Here is a 16,170-nt window from a genome sequence, read left to right on the forward strand (position 1 = left end):
CTGACGTCACGGGTTCCGCTTTTCTCGTTCAGGTGATTTTCGTCCAGTAGGGAACTTCCGGGCACCTACCATCCCTTCTCGTGACAGATAGGAAGATCCGGCGAGCAGCCGATGTGGTCGTCCTCGGTGCCGGTCCGGCCGGGCTCGTGCTCGGCAATCTCCTCCAGGACAGCGGGATCGACTGCGTCCTGCTGGAGCGTGCGGAGCGCGCGCACGTCCAGACGCGGGCGCGTGCCGGGTTCCTGGCCGCCCACACCGTACGAATCCTGGAGCGGCACGGGCTGGACGAGGGGCTGCGCCGGCGTGGACAGGCCCACAGCACCTGCGAGTTCCGCACGGAGGACGGCCGGTTCCGGCTGGACTACAGCGGCCTCGGGCGCGGCGAGCGGCACACCGTCTACCCCCAACAGCACCTGGTCACCGACCTGTTGACCCGGTTCCTGGCCGCCGGCGGCCGGGTCCGCTTCGCCACCGAGGCCGTGGACGTCCACGACGCCGACACCGACCGGCCCACGGTGACCGTGCGCGAGGCGGACGGGCGGCTCGGCCGTCTGCGGGCGCGGTACGTGGCCGGGTGCGACGGACGGCACGGCGCGGCCCGGCGGTCCCTGCCGGCCGGCTCGGCGCGCCGGCACCACCTGGACCACGGGGTGACCTGGCTGGGACTGCTCGCCCAGGCGCCGCCCAGTCTGGACGCCGTCGGGTACGCGACGCACGAGCGGGGCTTCGCCGGGCACATGGCGCGGACCAGCGAGATCACCCGCTACTACCTGGAGTGCGAGCGCGGGACCCCGGCCGACGCCTGGTCCGACGAGCGGATCTGGGACGAGCTGGACCTGCGGATGCGGGCGACGGAGTACGGCCCGCTGCACCGGGGCCCCGTCGTGGAGCGGGCCGTCGTCGGTCTGGAGTCCGATGTGCTCGAACCGCTGCGCCACGGTTCGCTGTTCCTGGTGGGCGACGCCGCCGGCCTCATCAGCCCGTCCGCCGCGAAGGGCGCCAACCTCGCCGTCCTGGAAGCCGAGTTGCTCGCGCGCGCCCTGATCGCCGATCTCCACCACGGCGACACCGAGGGGCTCGACGCCTATTCCGCGCGCGGCCTGGCCCACATCTGGCGTGCGCAGGAGTTCTCGCACTGGATGATCGGGCTCCTGCACGGCCCGTCCGGCACGGACGGGCCGTCCCTGTTCCACAACTCCCTGCGCCGCTCCCGCCTCGCGTCGCTGCGCACCTCACGCAGCCGCCAGGACTGGTTCGCCGAGCACTACGTCGGCGTATGACGCCCCTTTGTCCAGGTCCCCCTCCGCTTCCATTCCCCCCTCCGCACACCCGAATGAGGATCCCCGCGATGATCACGACGTTGTCGGGCGACACGTCCCGCCTGCGCGCGACGGTCGACTTCGTCAAGGAACAGGACACCGCCGCTCTGCTCCCGCTGCTGCTGCCCGGGCTCGACGGCCCGGAGCTGCGGGCGCTCGCGGAGCGCTGCCGTTTCTCCCATGCCGCGCTGCTCGTCTTCCCGTCCGGCGAGGCCGAGTTGGGCGCCATGCTCACCGCCTGCGGGCTCGGCGCGGTCCCGGCGCCGAGGCCGAGTGTCGTCGTACGGGAGCGACTGGCCGTACGGCATCGGCGTCCGGTCGCCGAGCTGGACGTGGGCATCCTGCGCCCGGCGGTGGTCGGCGCGGACGGGGAGCACCGTACGGTCGAGGTGTTCGCGCTGACCGTGGCGCCGGGGTCGGCCCTGGAGGAGCTGGCCGCGCACGAGCGGGAGCGGGAGCACGAGACCCACATCGCGTTCGACGTCATGACGCCCGACCCGCTGGTGCTGCGCGGCCTGTGCGCGACCTTCGCCCGCTACGGGGCCACCCCGGACGGCGGCGGCTACACCCCGCACGAGAACGGCACGGTCTTCTACTTCGACGCGCCCGCCGAGACCAAGGCCGGGTACCGGCGCGTGGAGCTGTACGTCCCCGGCGACCACCGCGACGTACTCGCCGATCACCTCGCCGAGCATCGCGCCCGGCAGCCCGCTGAAACGCTTTTGCGCCTGCTGACCGGGGCATGGACGACCCAGGCGCTGACCGTCTTCGCGCGGCTCGGGGTGGCCGACGCCCTGGACGGCGAGCGAGGGACCGGCGTGGCGGAGCTGGCGCGGGAGGTCGGGGCGCGGCCGGAGAACCTGGCGATCCTGCTGCGCTACCTCGTCATGCTGGGCGTGGTGGCGGAGGGCCGCGACGGCTTCCGGCTCACCGGTCCGGGCGCGCTGCTGCGGGCGGACGCTCCGGGGTCGATGCGGGCGCTGGCGCTGATGTACGGCGGCCCCTTCTACCGGTCCTTCGCCGAACTCGGGCACACCGTGCGCACGGGCGAGGTCGCCTTCGAGCACCTCTTCGGCGAGAACCACTTCGACCACTTCGCCCGCGACCCCGAACTGGCGGAACTCTTCGACCGGTCCATGGCCGCCGGCTCCGCGATGTTCGACCCGCTCCCCACGCACCCGGTGCTCACGGCCGGGGCCACCGGGACGACGGGGGCCACCGTGGTCGATGTCGCGGGCGGCAACGGGGAGTTGCTGGGCCGGGTTCTCGCCGCGCACCCGCGCCTGAAGGGGGTGCTGCTGGAGCGCCCGCACGCCGTCGAGGCCGCCCGCCTGCGGCTGGCGGAGGCGGGTCTCGGCGCCCGCTGCTCCTTCGTGACCGGCGACTTCGCGGACGTACCCGCGGGCGGTGACGTCTACATCCTGTCCCGCGTCCTGCACGACTGGGACGACGAGCGCTGCCGGGAGATCCTGCGCCACTGCGCCCGTGCGATGCCCGACCACGCCGAACTGCTCGTCGTCGAGCGTGTCCTGCCCTCCGACGGCTCGGTCTCGCTGGCCACCGCCTGGGACCTGCACATGATGTGCAACGTCGGCGGACGCGAACGGCGCGCCGACCACTACGGCCGACTGTTCGCCGACGCGGGCCTCGCCCTGGTGGACCTGACCCCGCTACCCCTGGACGGTCACGTACTGCACGTCAGGAAGGCCGAACGTGCACACGGATGTGAACGGCGGTGTGAATAGCGGCACTCGGACTGGGATACCAAGCGGTCGAGCCCGACGACTACGACACGTTCACCCGCTTCCCGGACCACCTAACGGCCGATCAGGCCAAGGCGTTCATGAAGCTGCTGTCGGCGCACGCCCACGCGAAGGGCCTGGCCATGGCCCAGAAGAACACGCTGGAGCTGGCGCCCGACCGGGCGTCCGTGGGCATGGACTTCGCCGTCGTGGAGGAGTGCGGCGAGTGGGACGAGTGCGGTGACTTCGCGAAGGCGTTCGACGACAACGTCTTCGTCGTCGAGTACACGGCCAAGGGTCTGGCGAACGCGTGCGAGGGCTGGGGCGGTGAGCTGAGCATCGTCCGCCGGGACCAGGACGTGGTGCCCGAGGGCACCGACGGCTACCGCAGCGAGATGTGCTGACACCAGCCCCGCCGGTCCTCCGGGGCTGCCCCGCCGGACGGCCGTCAGGCGCGGGGGGTCACACCCAGGTCGGCGATCAGGGCACGGACACGGGTCTCGATCCCGTCGCGGATGGGCCGTACGGCCTCGACGCCCTGCCCCGCAGGGTCCTCCAGCGTCCAGTCCAGGTAGGTCTTGCCCGGGAAGACGGGGCAGGTGTCGCCGCAGCCCATGGTGATCACGACGTCCGACGCCCGTACGGCCTCGACGGTGAGGATCTTCGGGGACTCGGCGGAGATGTCGATGCCCGCCTCGCCCATCGCCTCGACGACAGCGGGGTTGACCGTGTCGGCGGGGGCCGAGCCCGCCGAACGGACCTCCACCGCGTCACCCGCCAGGTGGGTGAGGAAGGCGGCGGCCATCTGGGAGCGGCCGGCGTTGTGAACACAGACGAAGAGGACGGACGGGGTGGAGGAGACGGAGGAAGCGTCAGGCGCGGAGGGGGCTGCGGACGCGGCAGGACTGTCGGCGGCGGGACTGCTGCTCATGGGGAGCCTTTCTGAGTCGAGCGGTCAGCGGTGGGTCAGTCGACGGGGCGGGTCAGGGGGCGGTGGGCGCCGTGAGGTCCGGTCCGTCGGGCACGGTGGGGGCCGTGGCCCGGACGGTCGCGGCCCGGGTGAGTGTGGCGGGGCGCCCGAAGAGGGCTGTCACCAGGGCGAGTCCGAGGACGGCTCCGGCCGTCTGCGCCGCGACGAAGGGGGCGACCGAGGCGGGCGCGATCCCGGCGAAGGTGTCCGTGAAGGCCCGGCCGATCGTCACCGCGGGGTTGGCGAACGACGTGGACGACGTGAACCAGTACGCGGCGCCGATGTACGACGCGACGGCGACCGGGGCGGACCGGGCGCGGTCCACCCGGGTCAGGCCGAAGACCAGGAGGACCAGGCCGGCGGTGGCCACGGTCTCGCCCAGCAGCAGGTGGCCGGCCGAGCGGTCGTGCGTCGCCCAACTCACGGGCGGCAGACCGAACATGGCGTTCGCCAGGACCGCGCCCGCCACCGCTCCCACGATCTGGGCGGGGACGTAGGCGGCCACGTCCCGTGCCGTGGGCCCGTCCTCCGTACGGCGACCGGTGAACCAGGCCGCGACGGTGACGGCGGGGTTGAAGTGGGCTCCGGAGACGGGTCCGAGCAGCACGATGAGGACACCCAGGCCGAAGACGGTGGCCAGGGAGTTGGCGAGCAGTTGGACGCCGACGTCGCGGGAGAGTTCGGTGGCCTGGATGCCGGAACCCACCACCACCGCGACCAACGCCGCCGACCCGACCGCCTCGGCCAGGGCACGGCGGCCCAGCGGGGCGGTCACGCCGGAGCCCCGGCGGTGGTCTGCGTCCCGGCGGTGGTGGACAGCCCGGTGGTGGTCGGTGTCTTCAGGAACTCGGCGAGCCGGTCGAGAGCCGCCGGGAGCACCCAGTAGTACACCCATGTGCCGCGCCGCTCGCAGTCGATGAGACCGGCCTGGCGCAGCAGCTTCAGGTGGTGGGAGATCGTCGGCTGGGAGAGGTCGAAGGCCGGGGTCAGCTCGCAGACGCAGACCTCGCCGGACTCCCCGCGCGAGGCGATCAGCGACAGCAGACGCAGCCGGACCGGGTCGCCCAGGGCCTTGAAGACCCTGGCCAGCTCCGCCGCCCGCTCGTCGTCCAGCGGTGCCGTGGTCACGGCCGGGCAGCAGCCGGCGTCCTGCCCGATGACTTCGAGCCCTTGTTTCGACATGCCTCTATGTTGACGTCCTTCGATTCAAGGCGCAAGCTTGCATCAACAAACTTCGATACAGGCAGTTCCGGGCACCGCCATGCCCCATCACCGAGGAGCACAGTGATGAACGAAGTGAAGAACGAAGCAACGAGCGCCGTGACGAGCCGGGAGTCGAGCGAGCTGCGGGAGAGCGTGCGCAGGCGTTATGCCGCCGCGGCCGTGCAGGTCGCCGAGGGCGGCACCGGCTGTTGCGGGCCCGAGCCGGTCGAGGTCGACGAGAACTTCGGCTCCGCCCTCTACACCGCCGACGAGCGGGACACGTTGCCCGCCGAGGCCGTCGCCGCCTCCCTCGGCTGCGGCAACCCCCTCGCCGTGGCCGAGCTGCGGGCCGGGGAGCGGGTCCTGGACCTCGGTTCCGGCGGCGGCATCGACGTCCTGCTCTCCGCCCGCCGTGTCGGCCCCACCGGCAAGGCGTACGGGCTGGACATGACCGAGGAGATGCTCGCCCTCGCCCTCGCCAACGCGCGCAAGGCCGGGGCCACGAACGTGGAGTTCCTGAAGGGCACGATCGAGGCGGTGCCGCTGCCCGCGCAGAGCGTCGACGTGGTCATCTCCAACTGCGTCATCAACCTGTCCGTCGACAAGCCCGCCGTCTTCGCCGAGACCTTCCGCGTCCTCAGGCCCGGCGGCCGGATCGGTGTCACCGACGTCGTCGCGGACGACGCCCTCACGGTCGGGCAGCGGGCCGAGCGCGGGGACCACGTCGGCTGCATCGCCGGGGCGCTGTCGTTCGCCGAGTACCGCGCGGGTCTGACGGCGGCCGGCTTCACCGAGGTGGAGATCACCCCGACCCACCCGGTCGCCGACGGCATGCACTCCGCCGTGGTCCGCGCCACGAAGCCGGCGGAAGAGGGCCGGGCGACCGCGTCGGCTCCGGCCGACACCTGCTGCGGGGTGGACGCCTGCTGCACATCGGCCGAGCGGTCCGCCTCCCCGACGACGACGGTGGCCGAAGCCAAGGCAGCCGCGGGCTGCGCCTGCCAGAGCTGACCCCCGCACCCGGCCTCACCGCCACGAGCCCCACCACCGCGAGCCCCACCTGCCGCGAGCCCCACCTGCCGCGAGCCCCACCTGCCGGGCCCGGCCCCGCACCCAGGCCCGAACCCCTGCCGTAGGCGCGGCGGCCGAGCCCGGCCCCACACCCCGTCCACCACACCCCCGGCCCGTCGGGCGTGTGGTGGAGTGGGCGGTATGAGCGACAGCGAGACGATCACGGTGCCCGACCTGCTGCGGGGCTATCCGGGGGTGGCGTTCGGCGGGTACATGGCGGGGGTGCTGGCCCGGCGCGCGGAGGCCGGGTCCGTGCGGGTGGACTTCCGGCGGCCGACGCCCGTCGAGGTGCCGGTGGGGCTCGCGCGGACCGCCGACGGCGGGGCCGTACTGACCGGCGCGGACGGGGTCCTCGCGGCGGCCGTCCCCGACGAGGCGGACCCCGCCGCACTCGGCGTCCCCGCGCCCCCTTCCTGGGCGGAGGCCTCCGCGGCGGCCGAGGCGTACCGCGCGGCACCGCCGACGGGGTCCGTGGACTGCTTCGGCTGCGGGCTTGGCCGTACGCCCGACACCGGACTCCGCCTGCACTGCGGAAACGTCCCCGGACGGGACCTCGTGGCCACCGCGTGGACACCCGGACCCGCCCTCGCGGAAGCCGGCGGGATGCTGCCGCCGGAGCTCGTGTGGGGCGCGCTGGACTGCCCCGGAAACGCGGCGGGGCGGCTGCTGGGGACCATGCGGGAGGGGGCGGTGACGGCCTCGCTCGCCGCCCGGCTCCTCCGGCCGGTACCGGTCTCGACGCGACTGGTGTCGTACGCGTGGGTCGTCGCGGAGGAGGGACGCAAACACCGGGTGGGCGCCGCCCTGGCCACGGCCGAGGGCGATCTCTGCGGGATCTCCGCGGCCCTGTGGGTGACTCCGCGCCGCCCCTAAAGCAAGTCCCCCGCCTCATCATCGAGTCCCCGGTCGTCGTGACCCCGGCGGTCGTCGCGGGATACGCTCGCACGGGCCCGGAAGGAGACCCCGATGAGCGCTCCCCTCGTGTCCCATGTCTCGACACGGTCCGTCGCCCCGGCCGACCGGATCGACTTCTGGGAGGAGTACAACCGGCGGGCGCTGGTGGGCCTCACCTGCTCCTCGTACTCCCGGGACGGCCTGCTGGCCACCCAGACGAACTTCCGGCTGGGCGGGCTCCGGCTGGCCGAGATCACCGGCAACGAGCACGTCGTCGAACGCTCGCGGCGGACCTGCCGGGACCTCCCGAAGGACTCGGTCTTCGTCAGTCTGCTGACGGCCGGGCAGGCGGTGTTCTTCCACGAGGACGGCTGTCTCACCGTACGGGCGGGCGACCTGGTCCTCTACGACACGCGCCAGTCGTATCTGTTCGGATTCCCTTCCACCATGCGGCAGTTGCTGGTGGACATCCCCCGCGAGACCTTCGCCGAGCGGTGTGTCCCCGGCGATCTGCCGGCGCCCCTGCTGTTCGCGCGCGGTGCGGCGGTCGAGGGGGCGGCCACCTCGGCGATGGAGGCCCTGCTCACCGACTGGGCCGCCCGGCGCGCGAGCGGTGACCCCGCGCGCACCGAGACCGCGGTGCTGGACCTCGTCCGCGCGCTGGCCGCTCCCCGGCTGGGCGCCGGGTCCGCCCCCGCCGGGTCCGCGCGACTGGCCCTGGCGCACGACTACGTGGAGCGGCATCTGTCCGACCCCTGGCTGAGCGCGGAACGGGTCGCCGCGGCGATCGGGGTGTCCGCCCGGCACCTCAGCCGTGTCTTCCGGGACAGCGGTGTCACTCCCGCGCGGTACATCCTCGACCGGCGGCTGGCACGGGCGCGTGAGCAGCTCACCGACCCGGGCTCCCGCCACCTCACGGTCGCCGAGATCGCCCACCGCTGGGGTTTCGCGAGCCAGGCCCACTTCACCCGCGTCTTCCGCGCCCACCACGGCCGGACCCCCGGCGAGACCCGCCCGCCGAGGGCTCCCGCCCGGCACGCCGACGGCTGACGGCTGACGGCCGACACACACAACATGCCGCACCCAGCCCGACATCACTCACATCGGGCCGGGTGCGGCATCACGGCATCACCGGGCATGAACCCCGTGGAGATCAGGCCTCAGGCGTCAGACCTCAGACCTCAGGCCTCCATGGCCTCGCGGACGAGGGCCGTGTCGACGAACTGTTCGAAGCGGACGATGAGGCCGCCGCGCACGGTGAAGTGGTGGGCCACTCGGACGTGGATGTGCTTGCCCGTGGCCTTGTTGGTCGCGGTGTAGCGGGCCAGGACGACGACGTTCTCGCCGTCGACGACATAGGTGTCGTCGTGGGCGCTCCAGTCGTCCCAGTCCTGGCCGAGCTTCTCCATGACGTGGGAGGTGACGCCCTCGGGGGTGCGGTAGGTCCCGGCCAGGGGGAAGCCGGCCATCTCCGTCCACTCCACGTCGGGGGCGAGGGTGGCCCGCAGGGCGGCCAGGTCACGCGCCGCCGAGGCCAGGTACTGACGGCGTACGACGTCGGCGGGGGCGGTGGAGGTCGCGAAGTCGGTGGCGGTCATCGGTGTCAGCCCCACTTCATCTCGCCCTTGGCGACCTTCGCGCCGATCTGCGCGGCGATCCGCATGCCGTTGTCGGGGTAGCGCCCGACGAGGGCCTCGGTCAGCGACGCGCCGTCGGCGGCCTTGTCCAGCTCCTCCTCGAAGGCGAGGAGGTACTCCCGGGTGGCGGCGATCGCGGAGGCGTCGGCGGCGGTGCCGGGCAGCCGGTGACCGGGTACGACCAGCTCCGGCTGGAGCGCGGCCATCTCGTCGAGCAGGTCGATCCAGGCGGCCCGGTCGTCCGGGGTGGGGGTGTCGGCGACCCAGACGTGCTCCTGCTGGAAGAGCAGGACACCGCCGAGCAGCGTGCGGGACTCGGCCTGCCACAGGTAGTGGCGGTCGGCCAGTGCGGCCGGACCGCCCTTGAGCTCGAAGCGGTGGCCCTCCAGGGTGAGGTCGCCGGTGAGCGGTTCGAGGTCGACCAGCCGGGTGGGCAGGTTGGCGCCGAGCGCCGCCCAGGCCTTGAGCTTGCCCTCGTAGGAGTGGTGGATGTGGTCGCTGACGAGCGGGGTGGCGACGAAGACCGCGTCGGGGAAGGCGTCGGCGATCACTTCGGCGCCGAAGTAGAAGTCGGGGTCGCCGTGGGAGACGAAGACGGTGGTCAGCTTCTTGCCGGAGTCCAGGATCTCGGCGGCCAGGCGGTGGCCGTCGGCACGGGTGAACGCGGCGTCCACCAGCAGCGCCTCGTTCTCACCGGTGACGAGCGTGGCGGTCTTGTTCCTGCTGCCGGCCGGGAAGTCGAGGTCGAGGACCTTGTAGGACAGGGTGCTCATCGTCGTTGGCTCCTTGACGTGGGTGAACGAGCGGGGAGGGGAGGGGGAGGTGGGGACGGGGGAGGTTCAGTGGGTGCTCGCGGCCTTGAGGCGCGCGTCGATCTCGTCGGGGGTGCCGCGGCCGTGGGCCAGCTCGGTGACACGGTCGCCGTCGACGGCCAGGAAAGTGGGGAAGCCGGTGACCCCGAGTGCGGCGGCGCGTCGGAAGTCGGCCTGGGCCGCCGCCTTCGTGCCGGGCGACTCGAAGGCGGTGACCACGGCGTCGGCGTCCAGTCCGGCGTCCTCGGCGATCTTCCGGTAGGTGGCCGGGTCGGAGAGGCTCAGGCCGTCGACGTAGAACACGCGCTGGAGTTCGACGGCGAATTCCGCGGCGCGGTCGGGGGCGGCGGCGCGGAGGGCGGCCAGACCGCGTGCGGCGGCCTCGGAGTCCATCACGAACGAGCCGTCCGCGATGAGCCGCTCGTACGCCTCGCCGAACTCGGCGCCGGTCAGCTGCGCGATCTCGGCGTTGGCGCCCTGGACGTAGCCGAACTCGCGGATCGGCACACGGCGCGAGCCGGTGAAGAGCCCGCCGGAGACCACCTCGACGGGCAGGTCCGGGTGGCGGGCGACGACCTCGCTCAGGGTGCCGGAGAAACCGTGCGACCAACCGCAGTAGGCATCGAAGACATAGACCAGCTTCATGGGAATCCTCGGCGAAGGCGTGGCGCCCGCCGGTTGCGAGCGACTCACCTGAGACAACAGTAACTGACGCGTCAGGTATTTCTCGGGGCGCGTGACGCCCGCCACATCGTCCGCCCGCCCCCGGGGTGACTGGGCCTGAACCCGCCCCTACGCGGCGGCGCCCGGCGTCCCGTCGGACGGCCGGGAGCCCTCCCGGTCCGAGGCCGGCCAGACGTACGGCAGGTCGTCCGGGTCGCCGGGGAAGCACGGGGCGTAGACGTCCGGGTCCTTGCGCAGCAGGGCCGAGCGGTGGCTGCGATGGAAGGCGTCGTCGCCGAGCCAGGGCGGCAGTTCCCCGGCGGCGGCCAGTCGTGCCTGGTCACGTGTCCGCGCGCCGGGGCGGAACGTGGCGAAGTCGGCGAGCAGGGTGGTCGCGCAGCTGTCCTGACGGCCCTGCTCGCACCAGACCGCGCAGACCTCCAGGCCGTACCGGACCAGCGCCTCCTCGTACCCCGCCCACATCCGTACGGCCGGATGCCTGCGCCACCCGTACCCCGGCACGGTGAGCCCGCGCAGCACCTGAAGCGCCTCGACCCGCTGTTTGCCGAGCCTGCGGCGGTCCAGGACCAGGGCCGAGGCGCGGAAGTCGGGATAGGGGAGGAAGGTCTGCATGCGTCGCCCCCGGTGGTTGGGGATCGCTCACGGGGTGTGGCCGGGCGCGGTCGTCGCGCCCGGCACCACCGGGTACCCGCGTCCGGCGGGGTGAAGACCACGGGTGCGGACGCCCCGGCGGCGGGCGAGGTACAGGACGACCGCCGCGTAGAGGACGACCAGCGGGACGTCGACGGCCAGCATCAGCACGTCCATGTCGGCGGCCGTCTCGTCGGTGTCGAGGCCGCCGGCGATCGCGGCCATGAAGCCCATGGCGAGGAGGTTGTTGAGGACGTGCAGGGCGATCGCCGCCTCCAGGCCGCCCGTGCGGATGGTCAGCAGGCCCGCGACGAGGCCGAACACCACCAGGTCGACGAAGCCCCAGGGCGTCCCCCAGCCGTGCGCGGCGGCGAAGAGGACCGCCTGCGGTGCCACCGCGACCCACGGGGAGCGGAACCAGGCCCCGACCGCCTGGGACAGCCAGCCGCGGAAGACGTACTCCTCGGCCGCGGCCTGGAAGGGGACGAGCAGACAGACGGCCGCCAGGCCGAGCAGGAACGGGGACAGCCCGGCCCAGGTCATCTCCGGCCCGCCTCCCGCGGGCTCGGGCAGGAGCAGGGAGATGCCCAGGATCGCCCCGGACACGGGCAGCGCCACCGCGAGGCACAGCGCCAGCCAGCGCCACCGCAGCGCGCCCGTCACGGAGGAGACCGTGCCGGCCGGGCGGTGCTGCACCCATCGCGCTGCCAGCAGCACGACCGGGAGCACCAGGGCGAGGGAGAGCAGGGCCAGGGCGGTGTCGCCGATCCCGCCCCACACGAGGTTGCCTGCGGCGTCGCGGGGGCGGTCGAGGACCGCGCCGACGATCTCGCCGCCGACGAGCACGGCCACGGCGGCGAGGATCGCGCCGCCGAACACCACACCGGTCCCCACCACCGGCCGCCACCACCCTCGGGCCCCGGCCGCCACCGCCATCCGGTGGTACGGGAGGGGCTGCGCCGGGGGCGCGGGGGCCGGGGGCGGATACCAGGGCGGGGCGGGGGCCGGGGGGCCGTAGGGGGCCGGGTTCCCGTACGGGGCGGGGGCCGGGGGGCCGTAGGGGGCCGGGTTCCCGTACGGGGCGGGGGCCGGGGGGCCGTAGGGGGCCGGGTTCCCGTACGGGGCGGGGTTCCCGTACGGGGTCGGTGGGGCCGGGTGGCGGGGAGGCTCGTCGGTGCCGGAGGGGTGACTCGTCGTCATGTCTCTCAGCATTCCGGTGGCGGGCGGCCCCCACGTCGCCCGTGGGCACGACCCGTCTCTCCAACCTGGGATAGGGACGGCCCCGGCAACGAACCGAAAGTATGATCGACGCCATCATGGGGCTCCTACGGAACTGGCTGCTGCCCGCGCTGTTGGCGATCGCCCAGTTGTCCTTCTGGCCGGGGCTCGCGCTCTCGCGCGGGCAGACGGTGGAGACGACGGCGCTCGTCGTGGGCCCGGCCGTGACCGTGGTGGCCGTCGCCGTCCTGGGGCTGCGCCGGCGCCACCCGGTCGCCACGGCGCTCGTCATCGACACCCTGCTGACCGCCGGGTTCGTCGTGCCGGACCGGGCGTTGGCGGCCGCGGCGGTGGCGGGCGTGGTCGCGCTGTACTCGGTGGCGGTGCGGCGTCCCGCCCGTACGGCCGTCCTCGTCGCGTCCGTGCTGGTCGCCACCGGAGTGGTCAGGGCGCTGCTGCTGTACGACTCGTCGGTCGACGTGGGCGGTGAGGCCCTGGCGAGTCTCGCGGTGTACGCGGGAACCGTGGGGGCCGGCCACAGCCGGCGCCGGTGGCTCGCCGGACGGCGGGCCGCCGAACGGGAGTTGGCGCGGGCGGAAGCCGTACGCGTCACCGCGGCGACCACGGAACGCCACCGGCTCGCCCGTGAACTCCACGACGTCAGCGCGCACCATCTGACCTCCGTGGTGGTCACCGCGAACGCCGCGCGCCACATCGGTGACCGCAACCCCCGACTCACCGCCGACGCGCTGCGGTTGGCGGCGGAGGCCGGGCGGGAGACCGTGGCCGCGCTGGACCGGCTCGTCGCGGTGATGCGGACCGCGGCGGCCGACGAGGAGAGCCCGCTCGCGGAGCGGGTGGCCGAACTCGCGGCGGGATGCGTACGCCTGGGCCAGCGCGTCGAGCTGGACATCGCTCCCGGCGCGGCGGGCCTGACGGGTCCGGTGGCCGAGGCCGCCTTCGGCATCGCACGCGAGGCCCTCACCAACACACTGCGCTACGCCCCCGGCGCGACGGTACGCGTGGCGATCCGCGACTCCGACGACACCCTGAACGTCCTGGTGGAGGACGACGCGACCCCACCCCCGGCCACGGTCTCCACCACCGCGGGGGCCCCGAGCACCGGCACCGCCGTCGCGGCCCCCGCCACCGCCGACGCGGCGCGGGCCACGCAAGGCCTCGGCGGCGGGCGCGGGACCGCCGGTATGCGGGATCGGGCGCGGGGGGTCGGGGGGACGCTCGTGGTGGGGGCCCGGGGGGACGTCCCCGGGTGGGCGGTGCGGGCGCGGCTGCCGTGGCCGCCGTCCGGGGACGGCGTCAACTCGGCCCGGCCGCACTGGAGTTGGGCCGACACGGCGACCGTGCTGGCGCTGACCGCGCTCCCGGTCGTCGCCGTGCTCATCGAGCGGCCCGGCGCCACCGCCACGGCCTGCCTGCCCGCCCTCCTCCACGCGCTGCCGCTGCTGTGGCGGCGCCGGGCCCCCTGGACCGTGCTCCTCGCGGTGCTGGCCACCGCCTGGATCCCGGCGCTCTGCCTGGCGTTCGGGCTGCTGCCGGCGAACGTGGCGTGGGCGCTCACCATGGCGGGGGCCGGCGCGGAATGCGTGGCCCTGTACGCGGTGGCGGCCTTCGCGGGCCCGGCCGGCCGCACCTGGCCGGGGATCTGGCCGGTCGCCGCCGGTCTCGCGTCGACGACGGTCGCGCTGGGTCTGCTGGACGGCGCCGAGGCGGCCCGGGCGGAGGGCATCGGCCCCTGGTTCCACGTCTTCCTCGGCGTCCTCCTCACGCTGCCCCTGGCCCTGGTGACGGCCGGCGTGTGGGGCGCGGGCGTGTTCGTGCGCAGGCGTCGCGAGTACGTCACCCGGCGGGAGGACAGCCATCTGACGGCGGTGGTGTGGTCCGCCGTCATCGAGGCGCACGCCGAGCGGCAGCGGATCGCCGCCGAGTTGCGTCAGGCCGTGCTGCGCCACGCGCACGAGGTGGTGGCACACGCCGAACGCGACGACCTCGACGGCGCCGCGGACCGGGCAAGAGCGGGCCTGGCCGCCATGCGCGAACTCCTGGCCGTACTGAAGGGGACGACCGAACCGCTGAACGGCACGACCGGCCCCTGACGCGAGCGGGGTGTCAGGGGCGCCCGGTTCAGCCGGCCTGTTCGGCGAGCGTGTGGGCGACGAGCGCGTTGGCGTGGCCGTGCCCGAGACCGTGTTCGCTCTTGAGCCAGGCGACGAGTTCCATGTGCCGGCCCAACGGCGACGACCGGATCAGTTCCTTCCACTCCGCGATCGGACGGCCGTACTTCTTCTCGATCGAGGGGAAATAGCCGGCGGGGCCCTTCACAGGTGCGGCCATGGCGGTCGCGTCCCTTCCTCTCCCGGCCGAGCCTGTCCTGGCCCGGCCCCGGTCGGTCCTCGGCAGTCATGACCGGCGCCGACGGAAGAACTCATCGGCCTCCGGGAGTGATCCGGGCCACACCGGTCACTTCAGATCCTCGGCCGTGTAGTAGTCGCTGCCGAGCAGGACGTACTCGTAGTTGGACTTGTCGACGCTGATCGGCTGGAGGAGGTACGCGGGGACCGCCTTGACCCCGTTCTTGTACGCACGCCGGTTGTTCAGCTCGGGGGTGTCGCCGTTGAGGATGTCGTCGGCCATTTCCGCGGCCCGCTCGGCGAGTTGCCGGAGGTCCTTGTAGATGGTCTGCGACTGCTCGCCCGCGATGATCGACTTCACCGAGGCCAGTTCGGCGTCCTGGCCCGTGATGACGGGCAGGGGGTTGCCGGCGGTGCCGTAGCCGTCCGCCTTCAGGGCGTTGAGAACGCCGATGGAGATGCCGTCGTACGGCGAGAGGACCGCGTCGACCTTCTGGGTACGGTACGACTCGGCGAGGACCTCGGTCATCCGCTTCTGCGCGGTGGGCCCGTCCCACCGCAGGGTGGTGATGTCGGCCATGTCGGTCTGGCCGGACCGGACGACCAGCTGCTTGTTGTCCAGGTACGGCTGCAGGAGGTGCATCGCGCCGTCGAAGAAGAACTTGGTGTTGTTGTCGTCGGGCGAGCCGGCGAACAGCTCGATGTTGAACGGGCCCTTGCCGTCCTCCAGGCCGAGCTTGTCGATGATGTGGCGGGCCTGGAGCCGGCCGACCTGCTCGTTGTCGAACGAGACGTAGTAGTCGACGTCCTTGGAGTTGAGGATGAGCCGGTCGTAGGAGATCACCGGGATGTCCGCGGCGGCGGCCTGCTTGAGCACCCCGTTGAGCGCCTTGTTGTCGATGGCCGCGACGATGAGCGCGTCGACCCGCTGCTGGACCAGCTTCTCGATCTGCGCGACCTGCCGCTTCGGGTCGTCGTCGCCGTAGACAAGCTTGGCCTTGTACCCCTTGGCCTCGAGGTCGCTCACGACGCTCTTGCCGTCGGTGAGCCAGCGCTCGGAAGCCCGGGTCGGCATGGCGATACCGATCGTGCCGCCCCCGGAGCGGGCCTCGACCTCCGCGCCGCCGCAGGCGGACACGGTGAGAGCGAGGGAGGTCGCTCCGGCGAGGGCCGCGAGGGCGGCTCTACGGTTGCGCATGGTGATCGTTTCCCGTTCTGGTGGTCGTGGGGGTGGCTGACAGCGCGCCGGATGACCGCGGGCGGGCGGCGGAGCTGGGCGTTCGGGTGGTCCCGGGAAGCAACCGCACGGCGACCCCGCGAACGGCGCGGGGCCGCCGAGGTCGTCGGGGGCTCGCCGCGCACCGGCCGTTCCGGCCCCACCACCGGAACGCACCGTCACACGGGTCGTGCCGCGTCACGGCACTCCGACCACATAGGCGCTGATTTCGGTGATACGCGGGCACGGACCTTCAACCGTTCGAAATCTCGTCACATGGTCGGCATGATGGCGAGACATTAGGAGGGTATGTGCAGGGTGTCAACGGAACGAACACGATTGATTGCGGAAACGCGTGGGGCGGGTGGGGCGGGAGTGCCGTGCGCCGTCGGGGCGGCGCACCGG

16 protein-coding genes and 1 pseudogene are annotated in these 16,170 nt (G+C 73.2%); 7 read left to right on the forward strand and 10 right to left on the reverse strand.

Going from position 1 to position 16,170, the window contains the following annotated elements:
- Positions 1-113: 113 nt before the first annotated feature.
- The 3 genes and pseudogenes from HW837_RS02180 to HW837_RS02190 form a co-directional block, all read left to right on the forward strand.
- Entirely contained in the window at positions 114-1,280 is a 1,167-nt protein-coding gene (locus tag HW837_RS02180; RefSeq protein ID WP_193379558.1) for a 4-hydroxybenzoate 3-monooxygenase, read from the forward strand.
- 68 nt (positions 1,281-1,348) lie between these two features.
- Positions 1,349-3,064 (forward strand): methyltransferase, encoded by a 1,716-nt coding sequence (locus HW837_RS02185; RefSeq protein WP_193379438.1) that lies wholly within the window; start codon positions 1,349-1,351, stop codon positions 3,062-3,064.
- Between the two features lie 14 nt (positions 3,065-3,078).
- Positions 3,079-3,465: pseudogene (locus HW837_RS02190) on the forward strand (endo alpha-1,4 polygalactosaminidase); the annotation flags it as partial.
- 44 nt (positions 3,466-3,509) lie between these two features.
- Here the strand turns inward: HW837_RS02190 and HW837_RS02195 are convergent.
- From HW837_RS02195 to HW837_RS02205, 3 genes are read right to left on the reverse strand one after another with little or no spacing between them, the layout of a single operon-like run.
- Positions 3,510-3,992 (reverse strand): arsenate reductase ArsC, encoded by a 483-nt coding sequence (locus HW837_RS02195; RefSeq protein WP_078853548.1) that lies wholly within the window; start codon positions 3,990-3,992, stop codon positions 3,510-3,512.
- A 52-nt stretch (positions 3,993-4,044) separates the two neighbouring features.
- Entirely contained in the window at positions 4,045-4,806 is a 762-nt protein-coding gene (locus HW837_RS02200) for an aquaporin (RefSeq protein ID WP_193379577.1), read from the reverse strand.
- On the reverse strand, positions 4,803-5,213 hold the full coding sequence (locus HW837_RS02205; protein WP_193379437.1) for an ArsR/SmtB family transcription factor: 411 nt from the start codon (positions 5,211-5,213) through the stop codon (positions 4,803-4,805). Before HW837_RS02205 ends, HW837_RS02200 begins: the two co-directional genes overlap by 4 nt.
- Positions 5,214-5,318: 105 nt before the next feature.
- Here HW837_RS02205 and arsM point away from each other — a divergent pair, with 105 nt between their 5' ends.
- The 3 genes from arsM (at position 5,319) to HW837_RS02220 (ending at position 8,249) form a co-directional block, all read left to right on the forward strand.
- On the forward strand, positions 5,319-6,245 hold the full coding sequence (arsM, locus tag HW837_RS02210; RefSeq protein WP_193379436.1) for an arsenite methyltransferase: 927 nt from the start codon (positions 5,319-5,321) through the stop codon (positions 6,243-6,245).
- 201 nt (positions 6,246-6,446) lie between these two features.
- Positions 6,447-7,178 carry a hypothetical protein gene (locus HW837_RS02215; protein ID WP_193379435.1) on the forward strand — a complete coding sequence of 244 codons (732 nt, stop codon included), beginning with the start codon at positions 6,447-6,449 and terminating at the stop codon, positions 7,176-7,178.
- 93 nt (positions 7,179-7,271) lie between these two features.
- Positions 7,272-8,249 carry a helix-turn-helix domain-containing protein gene (locus HW837_RS02220; protein WP_045558744.1) on the forward strand — a complete coding sequence of 326 codons (978 nt, stop codon included), beginning with the start codon at positions 7,272-7,274 and terminating at the stop codon, positions 8,247-8,249.
- 131 nt (positions 8,250-8,380) lie between these two features.
- Here HW837_RS02220 and HW837_RS02225 read toward each other — a convergent pair whose 3' ends face one another.
- The 5 genes from HW837_RS02225 to HW837_RS02245 form a co-directional block, all read right to left on the reverse strand.
- Positions 8,381-8,797 carry a nuclear transport factor 2 family protein gene (locus HW837_RS02225; RefSeq protein ID WP_179201627.1) on the reverse strand — a complete coding sequence of 139 codons (417 nt, stop codon included), beginning with the start codon at positions 8,795-8,797 and terminating at the stop codon, positions 8,381-8,383.
- A 5-nt stretch (positions 8,798-8,802) separates the two neighbouring features.
- On the reverse strand, positions 8,803-9,609 hold the full coding sequence (locus HW837_RS02230; RefSeq protein WP_193379434.1) for an MBL fold metallo-hydrolase: 807 nt from the start codon (positions 9,607-9,609) through the stop codon (positions 8,803-8,805).
- 66 nt (positions 9,610-9,675) lie between these two features.
- Positions 9,676-10,293 (reverse strand): DsbA family protein, encoded by a 618-nt coding sequence (locus HW837_RS02235; RefSeq protein ID WP_045558741.1) that lies wholly within the window; start codon positions 10,291-10,293, stop codon positions 9,676-9,678.
- 147 nt (positions 10,294-10,440) lie between these two features.
- Positions 10,441-10,944 carry an MSMEG_6728 family protein gene (locus HW837_RS02240; RefSeq protein WP_193379433.1) on the reverse strand — a complete coding sequence of 168 codons (504 nt, stop codon included), beginning with the start codon at positions 10,942-10,944 and terminating at the stop codon, positions 10,441-10,443.
- A 27-nt stretch (positions 10,945-10,971) separates the two neighbouring features.
- Positions 10,972-12,162 carry a CPBP family intramembrane glutamic endopeptidase gene (locus HW837_RS02245; RefSeq protein ID WP_237269827.1) on the reverse strand — a complete coding sequence of 397 codons (1,191 nt, stop codon included), beginning with the start codon at positions 12,160-12,162 and terminating at the stop codon, positions 10,972-10,974.
- A 101-nt stretch (positions 12,163-12,263) separates the two neighbouring features.
- Between HW837_RS02245 and HW837_RS02250 the strand changes: the two genes are divergently transcribed.
- On the forward strand, positions 12,264-14,294 hold the full coding sequence (locus tag HW837_RS02250) for a sensor histidine kinase (RefSeq protein WP_193379432.1): 2,031 nt from the start codon (positions 12,264-12,266) through the stop codon (positions 14,292-14,294).
- 28 nt (positions 14,295-14,322) lie between these two features.
- Here HW837_RS02250 and HW837_RS02255 read toward each other — a convergent pair whose 3' ends face one another.
- Positions 14,323-14,532, reverse strand: coding sequence for a DUF4287 domain-containing protein (locus tag HW837_RS02255; protein WP_193379431.1), 210 nt, complete (start codon positions 14,530-14,532; stop codon positions 14,323-14,325).
- 126 nt (positions 14,533-14,658) lie between these two features.
- The gene (gene chvE, locus HW837_RS02260; protein WP_045558737.1) at positions 14,659-15,747 is read right to left on the reverse strand and encodes a multiple monosaccharide ABC transporter substrate-binding protein; all 1,089 of its coding nucleotides are present in this window, start codon (positions 15,745-15,747) and stop codon (positions 14,659-14,661) included.
- Between the last annotated feature and the right edge of the window lie 423 nt (positions 15,748-16,170).

The sequence above is a fragment of the Streptomyces caniscabiei genome (assembly GCF_014930365.1).
Classification (GTDB): Bacteria; Actinomycetota; Actinomycetes; order Streptomycetales; family Streptomycetaceae; genus Streptomyces; species Streptomyces caniscabiei.